Source organism: Rhizobium azibense (assembly GCF_004342325.1).
GTDB lineage: Bacteria > Pseudomonadota > Alphaproteobacteria > Rhizobiales > Rhizobiaceae > Rhizobium > Rhizobium etli_B.
On record NZ_SMBJ01000010.1, the window covers coordinates 201,461 to 223,455 of the forward strand.

The 21,995-nt window shown below is 59.6% G+C and carries 21 protein-coding genes; 10 read left to right on the forward strand and 11 right to left on the reverse strand.

Annotated features, from left to right (window positions below; all coding sequences use genetic code 11):
* Positions 1-68: 68 nt before the first annotated feature.
* From EV130_RS24400 to EV130_RS24425, 6 genes are all read left to right on the forward strand, one after another.
* Complete coding sequence (locus tag EV130_RS24400) at positions 69-1,292, forward strand: ROK family transcriptional regulator (RefSeq protein WP_132661778.1); 1,224 nt, start codon at positions 69-71, stop codon at positions 1,290-1,292.
* Between the two features lie 272 nt (positions 1,293-1,564).
* Positions 1,565-2,974 (forward strand): circularly permuted type 2 ATP-grasp protein, encoded by a 1,410-nt coding sequence (locus EV130_RS24405; protein WP_074061977.1) that lies wholly within the window; start codon positions 1,565-1,567, stop codon positions 2,972-2,974.
* Positions 2,974-3,918 carry an alpha-E domain-containing protein gene (locus EV130_RS24410; RefSeq protein WP_132553206.1) on the forward strand — a complete coding sequence of 315 codons (945 nt, stop codon included), beginning with the start codon at positions 2,974-2,976 and terminating at the stop codon, positions 3,916-3,918. Before EV130_RS24405 ends, EV130_RS24410 begins: the two co-directional genes overlap by 1 nt.
* 12 nt (positions 3,919-3,930) lie before the next feature.
* The gene (locus tag EV130_RS24415; RefSeq protein WP_074061975.1) at positions 3,931-4,749 is read left to right on the forward strand and encodes a transglutaminase family protein; all 819 of its coding nucleotides are present in this window, start codon (positions 3,931-3,933) and stop codon (positions 4,747-4,749) included.
* Between the two features lie 94 nt (positions 4,750-4,843).
* Entirely contained in the window at positions 4,844-5,083 is a 240-nt protein-coding gene (locus EV130_RS24420; RefSeq protein ID WP_074061974.1) for a hypothetical protein, read from the forward strand.
* On the forward strand, positions 5,080-5,343 hold the full coding sequence (locus tag EV130_RS24425) for a DUF1488 family protein (protein ID WP_074061973.1): 264 nt from the start codon (positions 5,080-5,082) through the stop codon (positions 5,341-5,343). The genes EV130_RS24420 and EV130_RS24425 overlap by 4 nt, the downstream gene beginning before the upstream one ends.
* A gap of 12 nt (positions 5,344-5,355) precedes the next feature.
* Here EV130_RS24425 and EV130_RS24430 read toward each other — a convergent pair whose 3' ends face one another.
* The 9 genes from EV130_RS24430 to chvE all read right to left on the reverse strand — a co-directional run bounded on the left by EV130_RS24430 (position 5,356) and on the right by chvE (position 15,876).
* Positions 5,356-6,183 carry a transglutaminase-like domain-containing protein gene (locus EV130_RS24430; protein WP_074061972.1) on the reverse strand — a complete coding sequence of 276 codons (828 nt, stop codon included), beginning with the start codon at positions 6,181-6,183 and terminating at the stop codon, positions 5,356-5,358.
* A gap of 84 nt (positions 6,184-6,267) precedes the next feature.
* Entirely contained in the window at positions 6,268-7,149 is an 882-nt protein-coding gene (locus EV130_RS24435) for a transglutaminase family protein (RefSeq protein WP_132553205.1), read from the reverse strand.
* Positions 7,150-7,194: 45 nt separating this feature from the next.
* Complete coding sequence (locus EV130_RS24440) at positions 7,195-7,437, reverse strand: hypothetical protein (protein WP_132553204.1); 243 nt, start codon at positions 7,435-7,437, stop codon at positions 7,195-7,197.
* A gap of 122 nt (positions 7,438-7,559) precedes the next feature.
* A complete protein-coding gene (gene araD / locus EV130_RS24445; protein ID WP_132661780.1) occupies positions 7,560-9,299 on the reverse strand; it encodes an L-arabinonate dehydratase in 1,740 nt (579 codons plus the stop codon).
* 59 nt (positions 9,300-9,358) lie between these two features.
* Positions 9,359-10,792, reverse strand: coding sequence for an aldehyde dehydrogenase family protein (locus EV130_RS24450; RefSeq protein ID WP_074061968.1), 1,434 nt, complete (start codon positions 10,790-10,792; stop codon positions 9,359-9,361).
* Positions 10,793-10,862: 70 nt separating this feature from the next.
* The gene (gene araD1, locus EV130_RS24455; protein WP_074063251.1) at positions 10,863-11,858 is read right to left on the reverse strand and encodes an AraD1 family protein; all 996 of its coding nucleotides are present in this window, start codon (positions 11,856-11,858) and stop codon (positions 10,863-10,865) included.
* A 111-nt stretch (positions 11,859-11,969) separates the two neighbouring features.
* Entirely contained in the window at positions 11,970-13,178 is a 1,209-nt protein-coding gene (mmsB, locus tag EV130_RS24460; protein WP_074061967.1) for a multiple monosaccharide ABC transporter permease, read from the reverse strand.
* A complete protein-coding gene (gene mmsA, locus EV130_RS24465; RefSeq protein ID WP_074061966.1) occupies positions 13,175-14,713 on the reverse strand; it encodes a multiple monosaccharide ABC transporter ATP-binding protein in 1,539 nt (512 codons plus the stop codon). Before mmsA ends, mmsB begins: the two co-directional genes overlap by 4 nt.
* Positions 14,714-14,811: 98 nt before the next feature.
* Positions 14,812-15,876: a multiple monosaccharide ABC transporter substrate-binding protein gene (chvE, locus tag EV130_RS24470; RefSeq protein ID WP_074061965.1), complete on the reverse strand. Its 1,065-nt coding sequence runs from the start codon at positions 15,874-15,876 to the stop codon at positions 14,812-14,814.
* Between the two features lie 272 nt (positions 15,877-16,148).
* On the opposite strand from chvE, the gene EV130_RS24475 reads away from it, so the two are divergent.
* Together EV130_RS24475 and EV130_RS24480 are read left to right on the forward strand one after the other, a co-directional pair.
* The gene (locus EV130_RS24475) at positions 16,149-17,153 is read left to right on the forward strand and encodes a LysR family transcriptional regulator (RefSeq protein WP_074061964.1); all 1,005 of its coding nucleotides are present in this window, start codon (positions 16,149-16,151) and stop codon (positions 17,151-17,153) included.
* A gap of 57 nt (positions 17,154-17,210) precedes the next feature.
* Entirely contained in the window at positions 17,211-17,696 is a 486-nt protein-coding gene (locus tag EV130_RS24480; protein WP_074061963.1) for a hypothetical protein, read from the forward strand.
* Here EV130_RS24480 and EV130_RS24485 read toward each other — a convergent pair whose 3' ends face one another.
* Positions 17,697-17,924: a hypothetical protein gene (locus EV130_RS24485; RefSeq protein WP_074061962.1), complete on the reverse strand. Its 228-nt coding sequence runs from the start codon at positions 17,922-17,924 to the stop codon at positions 17,697-17,699. It abuts the gene before it with no gap.
* A 152-nt stretch (positions 17,925-18,076) separates the two neighbouring features.
* Between EV130_RS24485 and iolG the strand changes: the two genes are divergently transcribed.
* Both iolG and EV130_RS24495 read left to right on the forward strand, forming a co-directional pair.
* Positions 18,077-19,069: an inositol 2-dehydrogenase gene (gene iolG, locus EV130_RS24490; RefSeq protein WP_132661782.1), complete on the forward strand. Its 993-nt coding sequence runs from the start codon at positions 18,077-18,079 to the stop codon at positions 19,067-19,069.
* A gap of 169 nt (positions 19,070-19,238) precedes the next feature.
* Entirely contained in the window at positions 19,239-20,129 is an 891-nt protein-coding gene (locus EV130_RS24495) for a DMT family transporter (RefSeq protein WP_132661784.1), read from the forward strand.
* Positions 20,130-20,135: 6 nt separating this feature from the next.
* On the opposite strand, the gene EV130_RS24500 is transcribed toward EV130_RS24495, so the two are convergent.
* Positions 20,136-21,911: a B12-binding domain-containing radical SAM protein gene (locus tag EV130_RS24500; RefSeq protein WP_132661786.1), complete on the reverse strand. Its 1,776-nt coding sequence runs from the start codon at positions 21,909-21,911 to the stop codon at positions 20,136-20,138.
* Between the last annotated feature and the right edge of the window lie 84 nt (positions 21,912-21,995).

Sequence of the window (21,995 nt, forward strand, 5' to 3'; positions counted from 1 at the left end):
CCCTTGCGGAAATGCGGCTGGAGATTCGGCGTGAAACTGGGACGGAATACGGGGAGAGGGCGGCATTCATGCTGACCAAATCGAGCACGGAGCTGGTCCGGCATAGGAATAGCGTGCTGGTGCTATCCGCTCTCCGCCGCCACGGCGCGCTCGCGCATACCGAGATTTCCGACCACACGCTCCTCTCCTCCGCGACGGTTTCGGCGATCACCGCCGATCTCGAAAAGGCCCAGATCATCGAGAAATCGGAGCACCAGGCGGCAAGCGGAAGAGGACGGCCGCGCGTGCTTTTCCGGCAGCGGCGGGAATGCGGCTATCTGATCGTGGTCATCATCTCGTCGGATGCCGTGCAATACTCGCTGGTGGATTATGCCGGCAAGCTGATCGATCGCTTCAGCGAGGAGCGTTCGCAGGACCCTGCCGGAGCGGCGCGCTTCGCGGCGGCGGTGAAGGCTGGTCTGTCCCGTGTCCTGGAGCGCTCCCGAATCAGCCGCAACAAAGTCTTGATGATCTCAATCAGCAGCAAGGGGCTCGTGAATTCCCTTGAGCCCGTGCTCGTCTGGTCGCCGATCTTCGGGAGCGAACAGATCGATTTCGAATTGGCCCTGCGCCCGGAATGGCAGGCGAAGATTATCCTGGACAATGAAACACTGCTTGTCGCAGCCGCGCTTGGTGCGCGCGAGGAGGATGCAAAGGGCGAGGGTTTCCGCTCGCTTGCCGCACTCTCCCTCGGCCACAGCATCGGCCTCGGCATTGTCAGGCGCACGCCGCATGGCGACCATGAGATATCGGCGCCGAATTTCGGTCATATGCTGCACACGGCCAATGGAGGTTTGTGTCGTTGCGGCGCCAAGGGATGCATCGAAGCGCATGCCGGGTTCTATGCGATCCTTCGAACGGCCTTCGAGGTGCCGCTCGATACGATCCCGGCAAAATTCGTGCCGGTCGGCGAACTCGACAAGATCGCCGCGCTGGCCCGCCAGGGGCATCGCATGCCGGCGTTCGCCTTCCGCCAGGCGGGCCTTGCACTCGGCAATGGGCTGTCGCGCGTGCTGAGCCTAACGCAGCGCATGCCGGTCGCAATCACCGGGCCGGGCACGCGTTATTACGATCTGCTGCGGCAGGGTATCGAGGAGGGCCTCGGGCAATCGCATTTAGTGCGCATGGAAGGCATGCCGGAAATGCGAGTGGTCGCGGACGAGCAGAACCTTGTCTTCGAAGGACATCTGAACCGGGCGCTTGCCGTGATCGACGAAGACATCGTCAGTGCGGGCGGACCGGGGCACGGCTGAGCTGTCGGCCCTTGCGGGCGCACTTCGCGCAAGGTCCACTGGCGCGAATTGCCTCGGCGGGGCGGGCGGAAAATAATCACATGCCCACTTTTTGGTCGTACCAGCTCGACCGGTCGTTCAAGCTTTCGCGATGCACCTGCCTAAATGCCCGATTTTGCGGCTGTTTTTGACGCCAAGGACGATTTTAGGAATCTTCCCTTCGAACTGTGCATGGTTCTTGCATTGCCTTTTGCATTGTATTCAAATGAACAAAAATAAGGGGAGCCACACCTTTGGCATTTGATGAAATGATCACCGGGGATGAAAATCCCCGTCAGCCATATGAGAAATATTTCGAGTGGTACAATGCCCAGGACAGGGCGCATCTGATTGCCAAATCTCGCGACGCGGAAAACATCTTCCGGAAAACAGGCATCACCTTCGCAGTATACGGACATGCGGATTCGTCCGAGAAGCTCATTCCCTTCGACATCATCCCGCGCATCATTTCCGGCCGCGAATGGCGGAAGCTCGCTCAGGGCATCGAGCAGCGCGTGATCGCGCTCAATGCGTTCCTTGACGATATCTACCACAAGCAGGAGATCATCCGCGCCGGCCGCATTCCGCGTGAGTTGATCGAGAAGAACGATACGTTTCTATCCGAGATGATCGGTTTCCGCCCGCCCGGCGGCGTCTATACGCATATCGTCGGCACCGATATCGTGCGCACCGGCGAAGATCAGTTCTACGTGCTGGAGGACAATGCCCGCACGCCCTCCGGCGTCAGCTATATGCTGGAAAACCGGGAAACCATGATGCAGATGTTTCCGGAACTCTTTCACGAGAACAAGGTCCAGCGCGTCGAGGACTACCCATATCTGTTGCGCCAATCGCTTGCCTCGCTCGCCCCTCCCGGCTGCAAGGGCAAGCCGCGTGTCGCCGTGCTGACGCCCGGCATCTACAATTCCGCATATTACGAGCATTCCTTCCTCGCCGACATGATGGGCGTGGAACTGGTCGAAGGGGCGGATCTGCGCGTCATCGACGGCAAGGTGAAGATGCGCACGACCCGCGGCTATGAAGCAATCGACGTGCTTTATCGCCGCGTCGACGACGACTTCCTCGATCCGCTGACATTCCGGGCCGATTCCGCCCTTGGCATTCCGGGCATCATGGATGTCTACCGCTCCGGCAACATCACCATCGCCAATGCGCCGGGCACCGGCATCTGCGACGACAAGGCGATCTATTCATACATGCCGGAGATCGTCGAGTTCTATACCGGCCGAAAGGCGCTTCTCGAAAACGTGCCGACCTGGCGCTGCTCGGAGGCCGACAGCCTGAAATATGTGCTGGAACACCTCGAAGAGCTCGTCGTGAAAGAGGTGCATGGCTCGGGCGGCTACGGCATGCTGGTCGGCCCGACGGCCTCTAAGAAGGAGCGGTCCGATTTTGCCGAAAAGCTGAAGGCTCGGCCGAACAACTACATCGCCCAGCCGACGCTGTCGCTCTCTACGGTGCCAATCCTCGTCAACAAGGGCATCGCGCCGCGCCATGTGGACCTGCGGCCCTATGTGCTGGTTTCCGACAAGGTGCAGATCATTCCGGGCGGCTTGACCCGCGTCGCGCTGAAGCAGGGCTCGCTGGTCGTCAATTCGAGCCAGGGCGGCGGTACCAAAGACACTTGGGTATTGGAGGATTGATGCTCGGAAGAACTGCAAACGGACTCTACTGGATGTTCCGTTACATCGAGCGCGCCGAGAATATCGCGCGTCTTATCGATGCCGGCCTGCGCATGTCGCTGACGCGAAGCGGCACTGGCGACGACGACTGGGATGGCGTGCTGCAGAGTGCGGGTGTCCGCGAAATCTACGACGAGGGGCACGCCAAACTCACAAGGGTCGATGCAATCGACTATCTGCTGCGCGATCATTCGAACCCTTCGAGCGTGATGTCGTGCATTGATTCTGGCCGCAACAACGCACGCATGGTTCGCACGGCTCTGACGCGCGAGACCTGGGAGGCGACCAACGAATGCTGGATCGAGCTCAAGGCTCTGCTGTCCAAGCGCCTCAAGGCGGCCGAAATGCCCGAGGTCATCGATGTCATCAAGCGGCGCGCGGGTCTTATCCGCGGGGCCTTTCATGGCTCGATGCTGAGAAACGAGCTCTATAACTTCGCGCGCATCGGCACCTTCATCGAGCGGGCGGACAATACGAGCCGCATTCTCGACGTGAAGTACTACGTACTGCTGCCATCCATCTCGCAGGTGGGATCCTCGATCGACAATGTGCAGTGGGAATCAATCCTGCGTTCGGTTTCAGCGCACCGCTCCTATAGCTGGGCCTATGATGAGGAGTACAAGGCGGCCAATATCGCCGACTTCCTGATCTTGAATGGCCAGATGCCTCGGTCGCTGGCCTATTGCTACGAAAAGATCGTCAGTAACCTCGGCTACATATCGAGCAGCTACGGCGGTGAACGGCTGTCGGCCCACGATACCGCCGACGCCATCCGGACGTCGTTGCAAACGAGGCAGATCAAGGACGTCATGGACCAGGGGCTGCACGAATTCCTTGAGGATTTTGTCAATCGCAACAACCAGCTGGGCATGGAAATTTCCGACGGCTATCGGTTCTACGTATAAGCGGGGCATGAGATGAGACTGAAGATTAGCCATGTCACCGAATACCACTACGACGAGCCGTCGCAGTTCTCGCTGCAACGGCTGCGTCTGACGCCGCCCTCAGCCGTCGGCCAGAACGTTTTGGACTGGTCGCTGCGTGTCGAAGGCGCCAAGCCAGAGGTGGAGTATGACGACCAGTTCGGCAACCATGTGAACCTCGTCTCGCTCCAAGGCGAACAGCAGGTGACGCGCATTGTCGCCGAGGGTGAAGTGGAAACCGAAGATCGCAACGGAGTGACCGGCCCGCATACGGGTTTCTGTCCGCTGTGGCTGTTCCTGCGCGACACGCCGCGCACCAAGCCCGGCAGGCTCATCAGGGAACTCATACGGACGGTAAACGGCGACAATGAACTCGCGCTGATGCACGCGCTGATGGCGGCCATTCACCAAGCGGTCGACTACAAGCCGGGGACCAGCAACACGGACACGACCGCCGAACAGGCCATGGAGAAGAAGAGCGGCGTTTGCCAGGACCATGCCCATATCTTCGTTTCGGCGGCTCGCGCATTGCAGGTGCCCACGCGCTATGTCTCCGGCTACCTGATGATGGAAGGAAAGGCCGAGCAGGCTGCGACGCATGCTTGGGGTGAAGCGCACATTCCCGGCCTTGGCTGGGTCGGCTTCGATCCGGCAAACGACATTTGCCCCGACGCCCGCTACGTCCGCGTCGCTTCCGGTCTATGCTATCGTGACGCTGCCCCGGTTTCGGGCATGCGTATCGGCACGCCTGGCGAGAAGCTCTCGGTCATGGTCAAGGTCGAGGATCAGGGCCAGATGCAGAGCCAGAGCTGATGGCCAGCATGGCTCAAAACTATGCGCAGAAAGAAGACAGTAAGATTTTCTTTGGTGTTATAAGATTTCTGCCGAAGCCGTGCTATAATAAGCAATGGCTTATTCTTTTAAAGATCTGGAGCTTTCCCGCCGGCGCGTAACGGAAGACAGAAACCGCATCGCAGCTCAGGAAGCCCATATTGCGGGAATCTCACTGCGGGGAGAACCGAGCTCGCTGGCCACAGAACAGCTCGTCGATTTCAATCAACAGCTGCGTGCTCACACTTTTGAATGCGATCTGATCGCTGCAGCTCTTCGCGCTGACCGCGCTCATTTGGAGGACTTAGCCGAATGACGCTTATCTTTCCCAACAAAAGCCGTACGTTCGACGAAACGAGGAAGGTTGTCCGCTTTACCGGCTACGACGGCATGTTTGAAATCAGGTTTCTCGTCGAAGCAGCAGCGCTTGGACAATCCGCTGCGGCGAACGCTTCGGAGCTTGACTGTCTCAATGCCTTTGACGCCGCACGCTCTACGATCCAAGAAGCAGCCGCCAGAGCCTATGCACATCGGCGCGGCAATAATCTGACGCTTACCGCGCGGGATTTCCGGTGATCGTGAAAATGTTCAGGCGATCGCGCCGCTATCGCCAGGCACCTCTTCCGTGACGACATCGAACTGCTTCAATACAGCCGGGCCGAAAGCGGTCGAGATGGCAACATCCGTCGCATCGCGGCCGGTTCCCATCAGTATGCGGCCGATCCGCGGAACGTTGTGACGGGCATCGACCGTATGCCAGTGGCCGCCCAGATAGACTTCGAACCATGCACTGAAGTCCATGGGCGCCGGATCAGGCGGTACGCCGATATCGCCGAGATATCCTGTGCAATAGCGCGCTGGAATGTTCAGGCAGCGGCAGAGGGTTATGGCAAGATGCGCGAAGTCGCGGCAGACGCCGGTCTTGTCGCAATACCCACCATGGGCGGTACGCAGCAGATCGGCTTTCAGGTAGTCGAATTCGATATGGCCGTGCACGAAATCGGCAACGGCCTGCACCCGAGGCCAGCCGGGTTTCGTCTGCGAAAACGTCGCCCAGGCGAAATCGCTCAACCGGTCCGTATCGCAGTAACGGCTGCCAAGCAGGAATACGAGCACCTCGTCCGGCAGGTCCATGATCTCGTGTTGCGGCGCATCCAGCGGCACCACATCCGGCTGGCCGCTGTCATAGATCTCGAACGCGGTCGAAATCGTGGTCAGTCCCGGGGGGGCGACGATGCGCGTGCAGGAATTCCCGAAACCATCCGTGTAGTTCCATGCAGGGATCGGCTGGCTGAACGACAGCACCTGATCCGTAAGGAGGTCGGGACGCCGCGAGGGGTGGACATTGAGGACGAGAAGCATTGGCGTTGGCTGTACACATTCATAGCCGATCATGAAACCAGCGCGAATCTTCATGGAAGCTCCTTCGTCGCCGCAAGCCCGCGGGCCATCAAGGAACGCCAGGACGACCGTTCAGTTCCACACTGAAGGGGAACTTCGTCATATTAACGGTTCGGTGGTAACATTGACCTGCACAACCAGGTCGTCGAAATCGTCAGCCGCTCCGTCATAGCTGCCCCACAGCGGGACCGCCTGGCGAGGATCGCGCGCAACGCCGACGCGGATCAGATCGTGGTTGCCGACGATGCCATTCGTTGGATCGAATTCCACCCACCCGGCGCCCGGGAGATAAACTTGGCACCAGGCATGCGTCGAGCCGCCGCCGAGCGTCTTCGAACCGTCGCGATCCGGCACGTAGATATAGCCGGTGACGAAACGGGCGGCGAGGCCTAGCGAACGCGCCGCTTCCATCATCAGCAGGGCAAAGTCGCGGCAAGTTCCCTGCCGCATCATCAGCGTCTGGATCGGCGCCTGCGTTCCATGTTCAGAGCGGCGGGCATAAACAAAACTCTCGTGGATCGCATAGCAGAGCGTCATCAGGACGTGGCCTGTCTGGCCCGACGAGCGTGTTCCAACGAACTGATGCGCCCAGTGTGCGACCGCACCACCCGGATCCTCGTAGTGGCGCGTGATCGTGCAGGAAAGGTCGGTCATCTCCTCGTCGTCGTAGGAAAAGGGGTAGGTCAGAGCCTTTCGATCGATTTCCAGATCGAGCGGCACCTGCGGCGTGTGGTCGAGGCGAATATTGGTCTCGAACCGTAACTGATCCGCTGACTGTTCGAAATCCACGAGCGCAATACAATTTCCGAACACGTCGTGTATCCAGCGAATTCCTGCCGGTTCCGGATCGATCGTCATTGTTGCATCCAGGAGTCGCTGGTCGAAGCTGTCGCGTGGGCGGAAAAGAACGCGGTGCTGGCCAAAGGCGACAGGCCGCTTATAAGAATAATGCGTGATGTGCTTGACGGAATAAACGGTCATCCTGCCTCGCCCGCCCCGGAGCTTCGATACGATAAATGGCTTTGACTAATCGAATTCCGGCACCAGACCTGACCGGAACAGGATTACCGATGGCCCTTCTTCGCCGATGGCATGGTTTCCCTCGCTGCACCAGACGACGACTCCATCATAATCCTTGACGAGCGTCTGCGCGATATAGACGGCCGTTTCCTCCCTCTTCATCTGCCGAGGCTCGAATGCCGGAATCAGGCTACCGTGCTCATCCTTGGTGAAGGCACTGAGCACAATCGATTTTTGCACGCCACGCATGGTTCCCTCCCTTGCGCGGTAACGGCGGCGAGGCGAGAACGTTCCGGAAGAAATGCCGGTCCCAAGAAAAAGGCGGAGCTTCACCCCGCCTCTTCATCGGTCTGGAGTCTCGATGCGCGCGGCTAGTGGCTGTCCTTGCCGACAGCGTTTCCGCGACATCCCTTGAGGAAGTCGAGGTCGGCGCCGGTATCTGCCCCTTCGACATGCTGCTGGTGCAACCAGGCATAGCCGGACGTCGGCAGCTCATGGTTCGGCTGCCATTCGGCAAGCCGCCGGGCCAGTTCCTCCTCAGAAATGTCGAGATGCAGACGACGGTTCGGCACGTCCATCTCGATCATGTCGCCATTCTTCACCACCGCCAGCGGCCCGCCGACCGCCGCTTCCGGGGAGGTGTGCAGCACGACGGTGCCGTAGGCCGTGCCGGACATGCGGGCGTCGGAGATGCGCACCATGTCGGTGATGCCCTTCTTGAGCACCTTGGGCGGCAAACCCATGTTGCCGACCTCGGCCATGCCCGGATATCCCTTCGGTCCACAGTTCTTCATGACCATGACGCAGGTTTCGTCGATGTCGAGGCTGTCGTCGTTGATCTTGGCCTTGTAGTCGTCGATGTCCTCGAACACCACCGCCCTGCCACGGTGCACCATCAGATGCGGGGAGGCTGCCGAAGGCTTCAACACCGCGCCCTTCGGCGCCAGATTGCCGCGCAGCACGACGATGCCGCCCGAAGAAGTCAGCGCCTTTTCGGCAGGCAGGATCACATCCTCGTTCCAGTTGACGACGTCCTTGACCTCATCCCAGATGGTTTCGCCAGATACCGTCAGCGCGTCCTTGTGCAGGAGGTCGGCCTCGCCGAGGCGCTTCAACACCACCGGCAGGCCGCCCGCATAGAAGAACTCCTCCATAAGGTACTTGCCCGATGGCATCAGGTTGACGATGGTCGGAACCTCGCGTCCGCAGCGGTCCCAATCGTCCAGTGAAAGATCGACGCCGACTCGGCCGGCCATGGCAAGCAGGTGGATAACGGCGTTGGTCGATCCGCCGATAGCCGCATTGGCGCGGATGGCATTTTCGAAGGCCTCTTTCGTCATAATGTCAGATGGCTTCAGATCGTCCTTGACCATTTGAACGATACGCCGGCCGGTAAGCTGCGCCATGACCTTGCGGCGGGAATCGACCGCCGGGATCGCGGCATTGCCGGAAAGCGCCATGCCGAGAGCCTCGGCCATGGAAGCCATGGTAGAGGCGGTGCCCATGGTGTTGCAGGTGCCCGACGAACGGCTCATCGAGGCCTCCGCCTCGAGGAACTCGGCCTGCGTCATCTCTCCAGCCTTCACCATTTCGGAAAACTTCCACAGATGCGTACCTGAGCCGACGCGTTCACCGCGGAAATAGCCGTTGAGCATCGGCCCGCCTGTGACGACGATCGAGGGCAAGTCGCAGGAGGCGGCCCCCATGAGAAGCGACGGAGTGGTCTTGTCGCAGCCGACCATCAGCACGCAGCCATCGATGGGCTGGCCGCGGATGGCCTCCTCAACCGCGAGTGCGGCCAGGTTGCGATACATCATCGCCGTCGGGCGAAAGGTATTTTCGGATGCCGAGAACACCGGCACCTCGACCGGAAAGCCGCCTGCCTCCCACACGCCCGCCTTCACTTTCTCGGCGAGCTCTCGCAAATGACCGTTGCACGGTGTCAGATCCGACCAGGTGTTGAGGATGCCGATAACCGGCCGTCCGTCGAACAGGTCGTGCGGATGCCCTTGATTTTTGAGCCAGCCGCGGTGGTAGATCGCGTCTCGGCTCGTGCCGCCGTACCATTCCTGCGACCGCAGCTTACGCGGCCATTCAGCTTTCTTTTTCATAGTCTCTGTCCTTCACGGCTTCCAGGTCGCCTCACGGCACCAGGAACCCGATGATGTCGTTACGCCAGTGTGTAGGCGGTCTTGACGGTTGTGAAGAATTCGGCTGCGTACTTGCCCTGCTCGCGCGAGCCGTAGGACGAGGCCTTGCGTCCGCCGAAGGGAACATGGAAATCGACGCCGGCGGTCGGCAGGTTGACCATGACCATTCCGGCCTCGGCATTGCGCTTGAAGTGCGTCGCGTGCTTGAGGCTGGTGGTCGCGATGCCCGATGATAGGCCGAACGGCGTGTCGTTGGCGACAGCCAGCGCCTCTTCGTAATCCTTGACGCGGATGACCGATGCCACAGGTCCGAAGATTTCCTCCCGGGAAATGCGCATCTGATTGGTCGCTTCGGTGAACAGCGTCGGCTGAAGGTAGAAGCCGGGTGTGTCACGCGAGATCAGTTCGCCGCCGAAGGCAAGCTTGGCGCCTTCCTTTTTGCCGATTTCTATGTAGTCGGTGTCGGTCTTCAGCTGTCGCTCGTCGACGACCGGGCCGATATGCGTGCCGGTCTTCAATGCGTGATCGACGTTCAGTGTCTTCAGCTTCTCGGTCATGGCTTGAACGAACCTGTCGTGGATGCCTTCCGTCACGATCAGGCGTGACGATGCCGTGCAGCGCTGGCCGGTCGAAAAGAAGGCCGAGTTGGCGGCCGCTTCGACGGCGACGGAAAGATCGGCGTCGTCGAGAATGACCATCGGGTTCTTGCCGCCCATTTCGAGCTGAATCTTGCGATTATGCTCGATCGAGGATAGCGCCACGCGTTTGCCGGTGCCGACCGAGCCGGTGAAGGTGATGCCGGCAAGGTCGGGGCTGTCGAGCATTGTCTGGCCGACGATCGAACCCTTGCCCATCACAAGGTTCAGCACCCCCTTTGGCAGGCCTGCACGGTTGAGGATATCGACGATCGCCCAGGAGCAGCCTGGAACGAGTTCGGCCGGCTTGAAGACGATGGTGTTGCCGTAGCAGAGTGCCGGGGCGATCTTCCAGGCAGGGATCGCGATCGGGAAGTTCCAGGGCGTGATGATGCCGATGACGCCGAGTGGCTCGCGAGTGATCTCGACGCCGATGTTCGGACGCACGGAGGGCACGACTTCGCCGGCAAGGCGAAGCGCTTCGCCTGCGAAGAATTCGAAGATCTGCGAGGCACGGATCGTCTCGCCGATGGCTTCCGGCAGTGTCTTGCCTTCTTCACGGGCAAGCAGCGCGCCGAGTTCGTCCTTGCGCGCCATGATCTCGTCGCCGGCCTTCTTGAGGATGACGTGGCGCTCCCAGATGCCAGAACGCGACCAGGCCGGGAAAGCGGCCTTGGCGGCGGCGATTGCGTTGTTGGTGTCGGTGGCGGAGCCGCTGGCATAGAGGCCGACGACCTCCTTCGTATCGGAAGGATTGATGTTTTCGACGGCGTCGGCGCCGGTCCATTCGCCGGCGATCAGGTTTTGATAAATGGTCATGGCTGAACGAGCCTCCTTTACCCTTTACAGAGTGGTCCGGCCGCAGATCGCGGCCAGCCCAGCGCAAAATTCAAAGCTGCTTCACGGCAATATTTTCCTCGGCGGCAACCTTCAACGGATTGCGCAGAGGCAGGCCGAATTCAGCAACCTCGATTTCGAAAACATCGCCTTCTTCCGTCTTGACGCCATCTGCGAAGGAGAGCGTCGCCGTGCCGAACATGTGAACGTGAACGTCGCCGGGGACGCGGAAGAGGCCATACTTGAAGTGGTGATACTCGAGATTTGCAAAAGTATGCGACATGTTCGCCTCACCGGAGAGGAACGGCTTTTCGAAAATCACGTTGTCGCCGCGCCTGATGCGCGAGGTGCCGCGAATGTCTTGCGGGGCAAGGCCGATGCGTATTTCCGGACCGAAGCTTGCCGGACGCAGCTTGGAGTGGGCGAGATAGAGATAGTTGATCCGCTCGGTGACGTGGTCGGAAAATTCGTTGGAGAGCGCAAAGCCGATGCGCAAGGGGGTACCGTCCTTGGCAATCACGTAGATGCCCGCCATTTCCGGCTCTTCACCGCCGTCAAGCGCGAAGGAAGGGGAGACGAGGGGAGCGCCCGGCGCTGCGGCGCCGTAGCCGTTGCCCTTGTAGAACCATTCGGGCTGTACGCCCTTTTCGCCAGCCTTCGGCTTGCCGTTCTCGATGCCCATCTTGAACATCTTCATCGAGTCCGTGAGGGTTTCTTCCGCGGCCTCGGTGGCCTTCTTGTGCATGGAATCACGGGTCGCCGCCGAGCCGAGATGCGTCAGGCCCGTACCCGTAAGGTGCAGGTGAGCAGCATCCGGATGCGTGATGGGCGGAAGGAATTTGCCTTCGCCGTAGGCCTTCTCCAGGTCGACGGCATCGCCGTAGCCATGCGCCTCGATGATGGAAACGAGCGACTTGCCGGCGTCTGCAGCTTCCATTGCCAGCGCATAGACGCTGCCTGCATTCTTTACGGCTTTCGCTGCACCGCCCGGCTCACGCACGGCGACGATGATCTCTCCGTTCGAACCCTTGATCTGCGAAATAAGCACGGCTTTCATCCTCTTTAGCTGGGTGCGGAAAAGCTCCGCCTCTCCGGCTCCCGAGGGAGCCGGAACGGGTCTTTCTCATGACTGCAAATGCCTGGACTGGCGCGCGAACGCCTAGCCCTTATTCTTGTTATAAACGTCGAAGAAGACGGCGGCCAAAAGCACGAGGCCCTTCACCATCTGCTGGAAATCGATACCGAGGCCGACGATCGACATGCCGTTGTTCATGACGCCCATGATGAACGCGCCAATGACGGCACCGGTGATCTTGCCGACACCGCCGGAGGCCGAAGCGCCGCCGATGAAGCACGCCGCGATGACGTCGAGTTCGAAGCCCACGCCTGCCTTCGGCGTTGCCGAGTTCAAGCGAGCCGCCACGATCATGCCTGCAAGGCCGGCAAGGACGCCCATGTTGACGAAGGTGTAGAAGCTCAGGCGCTCGGTGTTGATACCTGAGAGTTTGGTAGCCTTTTCGTTGCCGCCCATCGCATAGATGCGCCGGCCGATCGTCGTTCGGCGCGTGACAAATGCATAGGCCGCAATGAGCACGAGCATGACGACGAGAACGTTCGGCAGGCCTCTGTAAGTCGACAGCTGATAGCCGAGGAAGAGGATCGCCAGGGAAACGACGGCGTGCTGGGCGATAAAGAAGCCCATCGGCTCAACATCTATGCCGTGGCTCTCATTCACCTTGCGGCGGCGCCAGGCAAGGTAAAACAGCACGACCGGAATAATGAGTGTCAGGATCAGCGACGTGGACTGCACCGGCGTTCCGGCGATGTCGATCATGCTGCCCGGCAGGAAGCCGGTGCTGATGATCTGGAAATCCTTCGGGAACGGTCCGATGTTCTTGCCGCCGAGTACGAAGAGCGTAAGGCCGCGGAAGACCAGCATGCCGGCAAGCGTCACGATGAAGGACGGGATGCGGTGGTAGGCGATCCAGTAGCCTTGGGCGGCACCGATGATGCCGCCTATGATCAGGCACAGAATGCCCGCCACCACGAAATTCATCTGCCACGTGACCATCATCATGGCGGCGAGGGCGCCGACGAAGGCGACAATCGATCCGACGGACAGGTCGATGTGGCCGGCCACAATGACGAGCAGCATCCCGAGCGCCATGATGACGATGAACGAGTTCTGCAGAACGAGGTTCGTCAGGTTGACCGGCTTGAAGAGAATGCCGCCGGTGTAGAACTGAAAGAAAACCATGATCGCGACGAGCGCAATGAGCATGCCGTATTCACGGATATTGCCACGGATGTAGTCGGCAACGGAAACGACGTTGCTTTCCTCGGCGGCTGGAGGGTTGACCGGAGTCATTGTTTCTTCTCCCCTGAGCGCATGATAGCGCGCATGATGGTTTCTTGGCTCGCCTCTCCCTTTGGCAGTTCCGCAACGATACGCCCTTCATTCATGACATAGATGCGGTCGCACGTGCCAAGCAGTTCCGGCATTTCCGATGAGATCATCAGAACGCCTTTGCCGTCGGCGGCGAGCTGGTTGATGATAGTATAGATTTCATATTTTGCACCGACATCGATGCCGCGGGTGGGTTCGTCGAGGATCAAGACGTCGGGATCGGAGAACAGCCACTTGGACAGCACGACCTTCTGCTGGTTGCCGCCCGACAGGTTGACCGCTTCCTGGAAGATGCTGGAACTGCGGATGCGCAGCTTCGAGCGGTAGTCCGATGCGACCTTGGATTCCCTGATGCTATCGATGATCGTCGCGTTCGACACCCCGGCCAGATTGGCCAGTGTGGTGTTGTGAACGATGTTCTCTCCAAGCACGAGGCCGAGATGCTTGCGGTCCTCAGTCACATAGGCGAGACCGGAATCGATCGCTTTGCGCACGGTGCTGACATCGACCTGCTTGCCATGCATCAGCACTTCGCCGCTCACCTTATGACCGTAGGATTTTCCGAAGACGCTCATGGCGAATTCAGTGCGGCCGGCACCCATAAGGCCGGCTATGCCGACGACTTCGCCCTTGCGAACGGTGATGTTGACATTGTGCAGCACCTGCCTGTCGCGGTGATGCTGGTGGTAGGCGTTCCAGTTCTTGACTTCCAGGATCGTTTCGCCGATCGGCACGGAGCGCGGCGGATAACGATCGGCGAGCTCGCGGCCCACCATGTTCTTGATGATGATATCTTCGCTGATTTCTTCGGTGTGACAGTCCATCGTCTTGACCGTCATGCCGTCGCGCAGAACGGTGATCTGGTCGGCAACCTTGCGCACTTCATTCAGCTTGTGGGTGATGATGATCGAGGTGAGTCCCTGGTTGCGGAATTCGATCAGCAGGTTCAGCAGCGCATCCGAGTCGCTTTCGTTGAGCGATGCCGTCGGTTCGTCGAGGATCAGGAGTTTCACGCTCTTCGACAGCGCCTTGGCGATCTCAACGAGTTGTTGCTTGCCGACGCCGATGTCGGTGACAAGCGTGTCCGGGGATTCGCGCAGGCCGACTTTTGCGAGCAGCTGGCGCGTGCGGTTGAATGTTTCCTGCCAACTGATGATGCCGCTCTTGGCATTCTCGTTGCCGAGGAAGATATTCTCGCCGATCGACAGAAGCGGCACGAGCGCCAGCTCCTGATGGATGATGACGATCCCGATCTCTTCCGAGTCCTTCAGGACCTTGAAGTTGCGGACTTCGCCTTCGTAGACGATCTCGCCATCGTAAGTGCCGGCCGGGTAAACGCCGGAGAGAACCTTCATGAGGGTCGATTTTCCGGCCCCGTTCTCGCCCACCAATGCGTGAATTTCACCCTGACGAACCTTGAGGTTCACATTCTCAAGCGCTTTTACGCCCGGGAACGTCTTGGTGATGTTCCGCATTTCGAGGATTGTATTGTCCATAGTCAAAATCCAACGCCAGCAGCCGGAAATACGGCGCGACGATCATAAAAGTGAAGACCGGAACCCGCAACCAGCGGGTTCCGGTCAACCTGGTATGGTTACTTCAGCTGGTCAGCCGTATAGTAACCGCCTTCGATGAGAACCTTCTCGTAGTTGGTCTTGTCGACCGCTACCGGCTTCAGCAGGTAGGACGGAACAACCTTGACGCCGTTGTCGTAGGTCTTGGTGTCGTTGACTTCCGGCTCCTTGCCGGACATGACAGCGTCGACCATTGCAACGGTGACCTTGGCGAGTTCGCGCGTGTCCTTGAAAACTGTCGAGTGCTGTTCGCCAGCAATGATCGACTTCACGGACGGAATTTCCGCGTCCTGGCCGGAAACGACCGGGAGCGGCTGTTCAGGGGTGCCATAGCCAACGCCCTTCAGCGAAGAGATGATACCGATGGACAGACCGTCGTACGGAGAAAGGACGGCGTCGACCCTGGCGTCGGTGTAGTTAGCCGACAGCAGGTTGTCCATGCGGGCCTGAGCCGTTGCTGCGTCCCAGCGCAGCGTGCCGACCTTGTCCATGCCGGTCTGGCCAGACTTTACGACGAGCTTGCCGCTGTCGATGTAGGGCTGCAGGACAGACATTGCGCCGTCATAGAAGAAGAAGGCGTTGTTGTCGTCCGGCGATCCGCCGAAGAGTTCGATGTTGAACGGACCCTTGCCCTCCTTGAGGCCGAGGGCGTCAACGATGGAGGTCGCCTGCAGAACGCCAACCTGGAAGTTGTCGAACGTTGCATAGTAGTCGACGTTGGCCGAATCGCGGATCAGGCGGTCGTAGGCGATGACCTTGATGCCGGCGTCATGAGCCTTCTGGAGAACGTCGGAAAGCGTCGTGCCGTCGATGGCGGCGATAACGAGAACCTTGACGCCCTTCGTGACCATGTTCTCGATCTGAGACAGCTGGTTCGGAATGTCGTCGTCTGCATACTGCAGGTCGGTGCCGTAGCCGGCCGCCTCAAGCTGCTTGACGATGTTGTTGCCGTCGTCGATCCAGCGAGCGGAGGACTTCGTGGGCATTGCGATGCCGACGGTCCCCTTGTCCTGCGCCAGTGCCGGCATAACGAATGAAGCGACGCCGATGGCGGCCGCAGCCATCAATGAGATAATGGATTTCATTTCTCTCTCCCTTGTTAATAGTCGGCGGACGAAAATTCGCCCGCCACGAAACTGTGGCAGGTTCCGCAGATTGGATAGTTACTTCAGATGGTGAGAAACGAAGTAGGTCTCCTCCACGATCTCACACGTGTTGAGTGCCAACCAGCACACGGCCGCAAACTCGTATGGAATCTTATAACTGTCAAATAGAATAAGTGGTAAAGTGCATAACAAATTTGGTATATCGTTAAAAAGTATTACTTTTAATGGAAGGCGGATGGGAGGCCGCAACCATGGCGATTGTTTCCGGGCCGGTTTCCGAGGATCGGATCGATGTCCACAGCGACAATTTTGGCGATGATGCCTTTCTGCGAGCGGGATTGAAGCTCAATCACCTGCGGATGATCGTCGCAATCGAAGATAGCGGACAGATTTCCGCGGCAGCGGAGAGCCTGAACATCTCCCAGCCTGCCGCCTCCAGAATGCTCGCTGAAATGGAATCGATCGTGAAGACGCCGCTTTACGAACGAATCGCCCGAGGTGTCGTGCTGACGACTTTCGGGCAGGCACTCGCAAAGCGTGCAAGAAAAATTCTGCTGGAACTGCGCGAGGCCGGCCGCGAGATCAGCGAATTGAAGAGCGGCAAGGGAGGGTCCGTCTTCATCGGCGCGGTGACTGCGCCAGCCATGAGTCTGGTTGTTCCGGCCATCGACAAGGTTCGCAAGGCGTTTCCGGGCATCGAGATCAACATCGAGGTGGAGACCAGCAACGTTCTGGCGCGTGAATTGCTCGCCGCCAGACACGATTTCATCATCGGCCGTATTCCCGACGACCTCAATCCGCGGCTCTTCGAAGTGCGTGAGATCGGCATCGAAAAAGCTTGTCTGATCGTGCGGCGGGACCATCCGCTCCTCAAGAAGAATGTGAGCAGCCTCGCCGATCTTCATGGTTACGGGTGGGTCTTCCAGCCGCCCGGCACGCTGCTTCGGCGGACGCTGGAGGATATCTTTCTGGCAGCGGGCGTGCCGCTGCCCGAAAATATCGTCAATACGTCTTCCTTGCTGCTCACCTGCGCGATCATCTGCGAGACGGACGCGATCGCGCCCGTGGCGCTGGATGTTGCCCAGTTTCTCGCCGGCCAGGACGCGAAGGCATCCGACGTGCGGGTGCTGCCGACCGATTTCAACATCGACGTAAAGCCCTACAGCCTGATCACCGCGCGCGAACGTGCCCTGCCTCCGAGCGCGCGGCTTCTCTACGACCTCATCTTCGAGGAAAGCCGGAAGCATCGAGGCTGAGCGCAAGCCCGGCGCCATGCAGGCGGTGTTCAATGCGCCACTTTAAAGGGACGAGGAATGCTGTTCGGGCAATCAGTTTTTCAATCCGTTCTTGAGCGGCTGAAAGCAGAAGAAGAAAGCGGAGACGAGGCAGAAGCGTCCGTCGCGCATCGCGTTCATGGCTTCAGCACTGGTCTTGCCTTCGACGTCATGGAGGGCGTATCAGCGGCGTCGCAGCGGCCGGGCCAAGCCTATCTCGAAAATCTGGAACCGGAGGCGCCTGTTGCCGCGGCAGACGAGGAAATCCAGCCGCAGCCCATTGCGGAGCCTGAGCCGGAAGCCGTCATGCCGGAACATCTTGCCCGCACTGCGCCTGCCGAAATCGCTGCGGAGCTCTCCATCACAGCCGCCGATACGCTGCTGACGTTGAACGAAAAGCGTCGTGCTTTTGCCAAGTCGAATCATCCCGATCGTGTCGCGCCTTCATTCCGGGAGAATGCAACGAAGCGCATGATGCTCGCCAACCTGCTGGTCGATGAGGCCATGCGGCGTCGCGGCCGCTGATTATTTAGGGTCCGTCTCTTCCGGTTTTACAGCCTCGGCAGGGGGCTGCGGCTTGAAAGTCCAGAACAGCATGTAAAAAGCATAGACGCCGGCGCCGGCCGACAGCACGCCCCAGAACGGGTCGCCGGTAATGAATTCCAGCGCCGCCCAGGTTAGGCACACGCCAACGATCAGCGCCCGCACCCAGACGCGGCGGTAGGCCGGATGGTTTGGATCGATCAGCTGCATGTATCCCCCGGTCATATTTCGATCACTTGTCTTTAGGATGGATTTCGAGAATGTGAAAGGGCAACAGGCTTGACGGCTCGAATAGAAAATGGAATGAAAATTCCACAATTATCGCAGTTCGGTTCATCTGTTCCGAATTCAGGGAGGTTCTCATGACAGTCAGATTTGGTCTTCTCGGCGCCGGCCGCATCGGCAAGGTTCACGCCAAAGCCGTGAGCGGCGACGCCAATGCGAAACTCGTCGCCGTCGCCGACGCGCTTCCCCAGGCGGCCGAGGCGATCGCTTCCGCATATGGCTGCGAGCTCCGTACGATCGAGTCGATCGAGGCCGCCAAGGACATCGACGCCGTCGTCATCTGCACGCCGACCGATACGCATGCGGATCTGATCGAGCGCTTCGCGCGGGCCGGCAAGGCGATCTTCTGCGAAAAGCCGATCGATCTCGACGTTGCCCGTGTCAAGGCCTGCATGAAGATTGTCGATGAGACCAAGGCGAAGCTGATGGTCGGTTTCAATCGCCGCTTCGACCCGCATTTCATGGCCGTGCGCAAGACAATCGACGACGGCCGCATCGGCGAGGTCGAAATGGTGACAATCACCTCGCGCGATCCCGGGGCCCCGCCGGTCGACTACGTCAAGCGCTCCGGCGGCATCTTCCGCGACATGACGATCCACGACTTCGACATGGCCCGCTTCCTGCTTGGTGAGGAGCCGGTTTCGGTAACTGCAACGGCCGCTGTCCTTGTCGACAAGGCAATCGGCGAGGCCGGCGACTACGACAGCGTTTCGATTATCCTGCAGACGCAGTCCGGCAAGCAGGCGATCATCTCCAACTCCCGCCGCGCCACCTACGGCTACGATCAGCGCATCGAAGTGCACGGATCGGAAGGCATGGTTGCGGCCGAGAATCAGCGTCCGGTCTCGATCGAGGTCGCCAACCGTGACGGCTACACACGTCCGCCGCTGCACGATTTCTTCATGACCCGTTACACGGAAGCCTACGCCAACGAGATCGCAAGCTTCATCGCAGCGGTCGAGAAGGACGCAACGATTTCGCCTTCCGGCGCCGATGGCCTTGCCGCGCTGGTGCTCGCCGACGCAGCGGTCCAGTCCGTCAAGGAAGGCAAGCTCATCAAGATCGGCTGACGGCAACTCCTGGCCGCAAGCCGCTCAGGAAATGGCCGGGCAGACGCCCGGCCATTTCCGTTGTTGCTCCAATCATCAGCGAAACTTGAAATAAGTATCAATGCTTCGCCTTTGACGCGGGGCGGCTGGAGGGCTATCAGCGCCCGACGCCGCATTGCCCCGAGCTCCCATGACCCTCGATCGTTTCGCTCCCGCCATTTTTGTCCTGCTTTGGTCGACTGGGTGGGTCGTCGCGAAATACGCGGCGCGACATTCGGAGCCTTTCACCTTCCTCGGCATCCGTTATGGGCTTTCGGCCTTGGCGTTTTTCGGTCTCTGCTGGGTGCTGAAGGCGAAATGGCCGGATCGCGCCACGGTTCTGCGGGCTATCTATTCCGGTTTGTTTCTGCACGGGTTCTATCTTGCCGGCCTTTGGTGGGCGATTGCCAACGGCGTTGCGGCAGGCATTTCCGGCATCATCGCCGCGCTGCAGCCCCTGCTGACGGCGATGGTGGCGCCCTTCCTGATCGGCGAACGACTGCAGCCCACCCAGAAGTTCGGCCTTCTCCTCGGCTTCTTCGGCATAGCAGTCGCCGTTTCCCCGAAACTTCTCGATCCAGTCTCAGCGAGCCTCGTTCACGCCGCTGTGCCGCTCGCGATCAACCTAATTGCCATGGTCTCCGTCACATACGGCACGATCTACCAGAAGAAACACTTGCAGACCGGTGATCTCAAGACCATCGCGACGATGCAATATGTGGGGGCGCTGATCGTGACCCTGCCGCTCGCACTCGCCTTCGAGCGCCTGCATTTCGACCCAACGGCAGAAGCTTTCGGTGCGCTGATCTGGTCGGTCTTCGGCCTGTCGATGGGCGGGATCGGGCTGCTTCTATATCTGATCCGCCGTGGCCAGGTCTCGCGGGCCGCATCGCTGATCTACCTGATGCCGCCGGCGGTCGCGGTCGAGGCCTTCATTGCTTTCGGCGAACCGCTGACCGTGCCGCTGATCGCCGGAACGATCGTGGTCGTCACCGGCGTCTATCTGACGAACCGGAAAAGTGCCCGGATGGCTGAGGCTTGATCAAGCCTAATGGTTGGCATGTGTCAGCTGCGCAATTTTCCGCACATGCGTGACGGCCGCGGTACCGCCGGCCGTCTTGGTGAACAGGTCGAGCTTCTCTTCCTCGCCGTCATCAACCGGCGTCAGCGCCTGGTCCATGTAATTTTTGGATGCCGGATTTCTCTTGATGAGGAACGCAGTTGCGCTCATGCGCAGGATGGAACCTGCCAACGCAACGTGCTTGACAACGGTTTCCCACACGAATCGCGGCCAGAAGACGAGGGGATGCTGCTGCGGCAACCCGGGCCGCCGTTCCGAGGGGTGCTTCAGCCGCAGCAGACCGCTTTGCAGGGGATGCACCTTTTCGAGCGGTACCGTGGTTGCGAACGACACCAGCACCTTGACGAGGCTTGCAAGCGGCAAGCCGCTCGCAACGGCCCGACGCAGCAACGTCTTCACATGCTCCGGCGAATAGTAAAGCGACCAGGCCTCGTGATAGATGCTCTCCCATTCCTGCCTGCTCATCTTCTCGTGCGCAGTGCAGACATGTTCGACGTCGTATGTATTGAGGTCGGCGTCCATCGGGATGCCCTTGCGCCAGAGTGTCTGGTGATCTTCCGAGCCCGGCAGCGGCGTCAGGACGAAGAACTCGATGACATCGAGCGGCAGCTCGCGCTGAATGATCTTGATGTCGCGACGAATTGTTTCCGGCGTGTCGGAAGGAAAGCCGAGGATGTAACCGGCAAGCGTCATGATGCCCTGCGCTTTCCAGGCGAGCAGCATCTTCCGATATTCGGTGATTTTGTTCTGGTTCTTCTTGGCGGCCGTCAGGTTGTCCGGATTGACGTTCTCCAGGCCGATGAAGACTCGCGTGACGCCGGCGCGTTTTGCCTTTTCAATGAAGTTCGGAATCTTGTGACAGAGTGTATCGACCTGGATCATTAGGCCGAGCGGGATGCCATCCCTTTCCTTCAGTTCAATCAGCCGGTCGAAGATCGCTTCCCAGTCCTTGTTGCGGGCGAAGTTGTCGTCGGTGATGAAGAATTTGTGGATACCCTGCGCCCAGTTCATCCGCACCAGCTTTTCAATATCGTCGGTGGAGCGGAAACGGGATTTGCGGCCCTGCACATTGATGATCGTGCAGAACGAGCACTGGTAGGGGCAACCACGCCCGGCATCGAAGCTGCTGCTTAGCCCGAGCGTGTGTTCGACATTCTTTTTGGGCAGGAAGGGCACAGGCGTGCCGCCGATGCCCGGAAGGTCGTTCATGAAATTGTAGACCGGCTCGAGCTTGCCATAGGCCGCGTCCTGCAAGACCTTGTCGAGCCTGCCTTCGGCCTCGCCGGCGAACATCGAAATGCCCATCTCCCGGCAGGCGTCGAGTTCGACCGCCTTGCCGTCGAGCATTGAAAGACAACCGGAAACGTGAAAGCCGCCTATCGAGACTGGGATGCCCGCCGCGCGAAACGGGCGGGCAATGTCGAGCGCCCGCGGATACTGGTTCGACTGAACGCCGACCAGCGCGACCATGCCGAAATTTCCGTGCTGCTTCAGCAGCGCGAGAAGTTCCGGAATATGCACGCGCGTATTGGTTTCGTCGATCACCTTGATGTCGATGCCGACGCCTTGGCCGAGCACTTCGCGCTCGGCGCAGTCTGCCGCAATGCCAAAGAGTGCCGCCAGAGAGTTCGATGGGATCATGGCCCGCCACCAGCGGATCACATAGCCGTCGTCGTCATAGTGCGAGGGCTTGAGCAGAATGAGCTGAAAGCGGCGGCTGCCGGACGTTACGGGTGATCGCAAGGTCTATCTCTCTTATTGAATGGGCAGTCTGTCGTTGAATGCACTCAATGAGGGTAAGTGTCGTGCGCTGGCATGCAATCGGAA

Bases quoted from the DNA above. Each gene is read 5' to 3' on its own strand.
- EV130_RS24440 (WP_132553204.1), bottom strand. From the start codon at position 7,437: ATGCGTGGCGTGCAAAAATCGATTGTGCTCAGTGCCTTCACCAAGGAT.
- EV130_RS24430 (WP_074061972.1), bottom strand. From the start codon at position 6,183: ATGAAGATTCGCGCTGGTTTCATGATCGGCTATGAATGTGTACAGCCA.
- EV130_RS24450 (WP_074061968.1), bottom strand. From the start codon at position 10,792: ATGACCATTTATCAAAACCTGATCGCCGGCGAATGGACCGGCGCCGAC.
- iolG (WP_132661782.1), top strand. From the start codon at position 18,077: ATGACAGTCAGATTTGGTCTTCTCGGCGCCGGCCGCATCGGCAAGGTT.
- EV130_RS24435 (WP_132553205.1), bottom strand. From the start codon at position 7,149: ATGACCGTTTATTCCGTCAAGCACATCACGCATTATTCTTATAAGCGG.
- EV130_RS24425 (WP_074061973.1), top strand. From the start codon at position 5,080: ATGACGCTTATCTTTCCCAACAAAAGCCGTACGTTCGACGAAACGAGG.
- EV130_RS24480 (WP_074061963.1), top strand. From the start codon at position 17,211: ATGCTGTTCGGGCAATCAGTTTTTCAATCCGTTCTTGAGCGGCTGAAA.
- EV130_RS24495 (WP_132661784.1), top strand. From the start codon at position 19,239: ATGACCCTCGATCGTTTCGCTCCCGCCATTTTTGTCCTGCTTTGGTCG.
- EV130_RS24415 (WP_074061975.1), top strand. From the start codon at position 3,931: ATGAGACTGAAGATTAGCCATGTCACCGAATACCACTACGACGAGCCG.
- mmsB (WP_074061967.1), bottom strand. From the start codon at position 13,178: ATGACTCCGGTCAACCCTCCAGCCGCCGAGGAAAGCAACGTCGTTTCC.
- EV130_RS24420 (WP_074061974.1), top strand. From the start codon at position 4,844: ATGGCTTATTCTTTTAAAGATCTGGAGCTTTCCCGCCGGCGCGTAACG.
- EV130_RS24400 (WP_132661778.1), top strand. From the start codon at position 69: ATGCTGACCAAATCGAGCACGGAGCTGGTCCGGCATAGGAATAGCGTG.
- EV130_RS24475 (WP_074061964.1), top strand. From the start codon at position 16,149: ATGGCGATTGTTTCCGGGCCGGTTTCCGAGGATCGGATCGATGTCCAC.
- EV130_RS24485 (WP_074061962.1), bottom strand. From the start codon at position 17,924: ATGCAGCTGATCGATCCAAACCATCCGGCCTACCGCCGCGTCTGGGTG.
- EV130_RS24410 (WP_132553206.1), top strand. From the start codon at position 2,974: ATGCTCGGAAGAACTGCAAACGGACTCTACTGGATGTTCCGTTACATC.
- araD (WP_132661780.1), bottom strand. From the start codon at position 9,299: ATGAAAAAGAAAGCTGAATGGCCGCGTAAGCTGCGGTCGCAGGAATGG.
- mmsA (WP_074061966.1), bottom strand. From the start codon at position 14,713: ATGGACAATACAATCCTCGAAATGCGGAACATCACCAAGACGTTCCCG.
- chvE (WP_074061965.1), bottom strand. From the start codon at position 15,876: ATGAAATCCATTATCTCATTGATGGCTGCGGCCGCCATCGGCGTCGCT.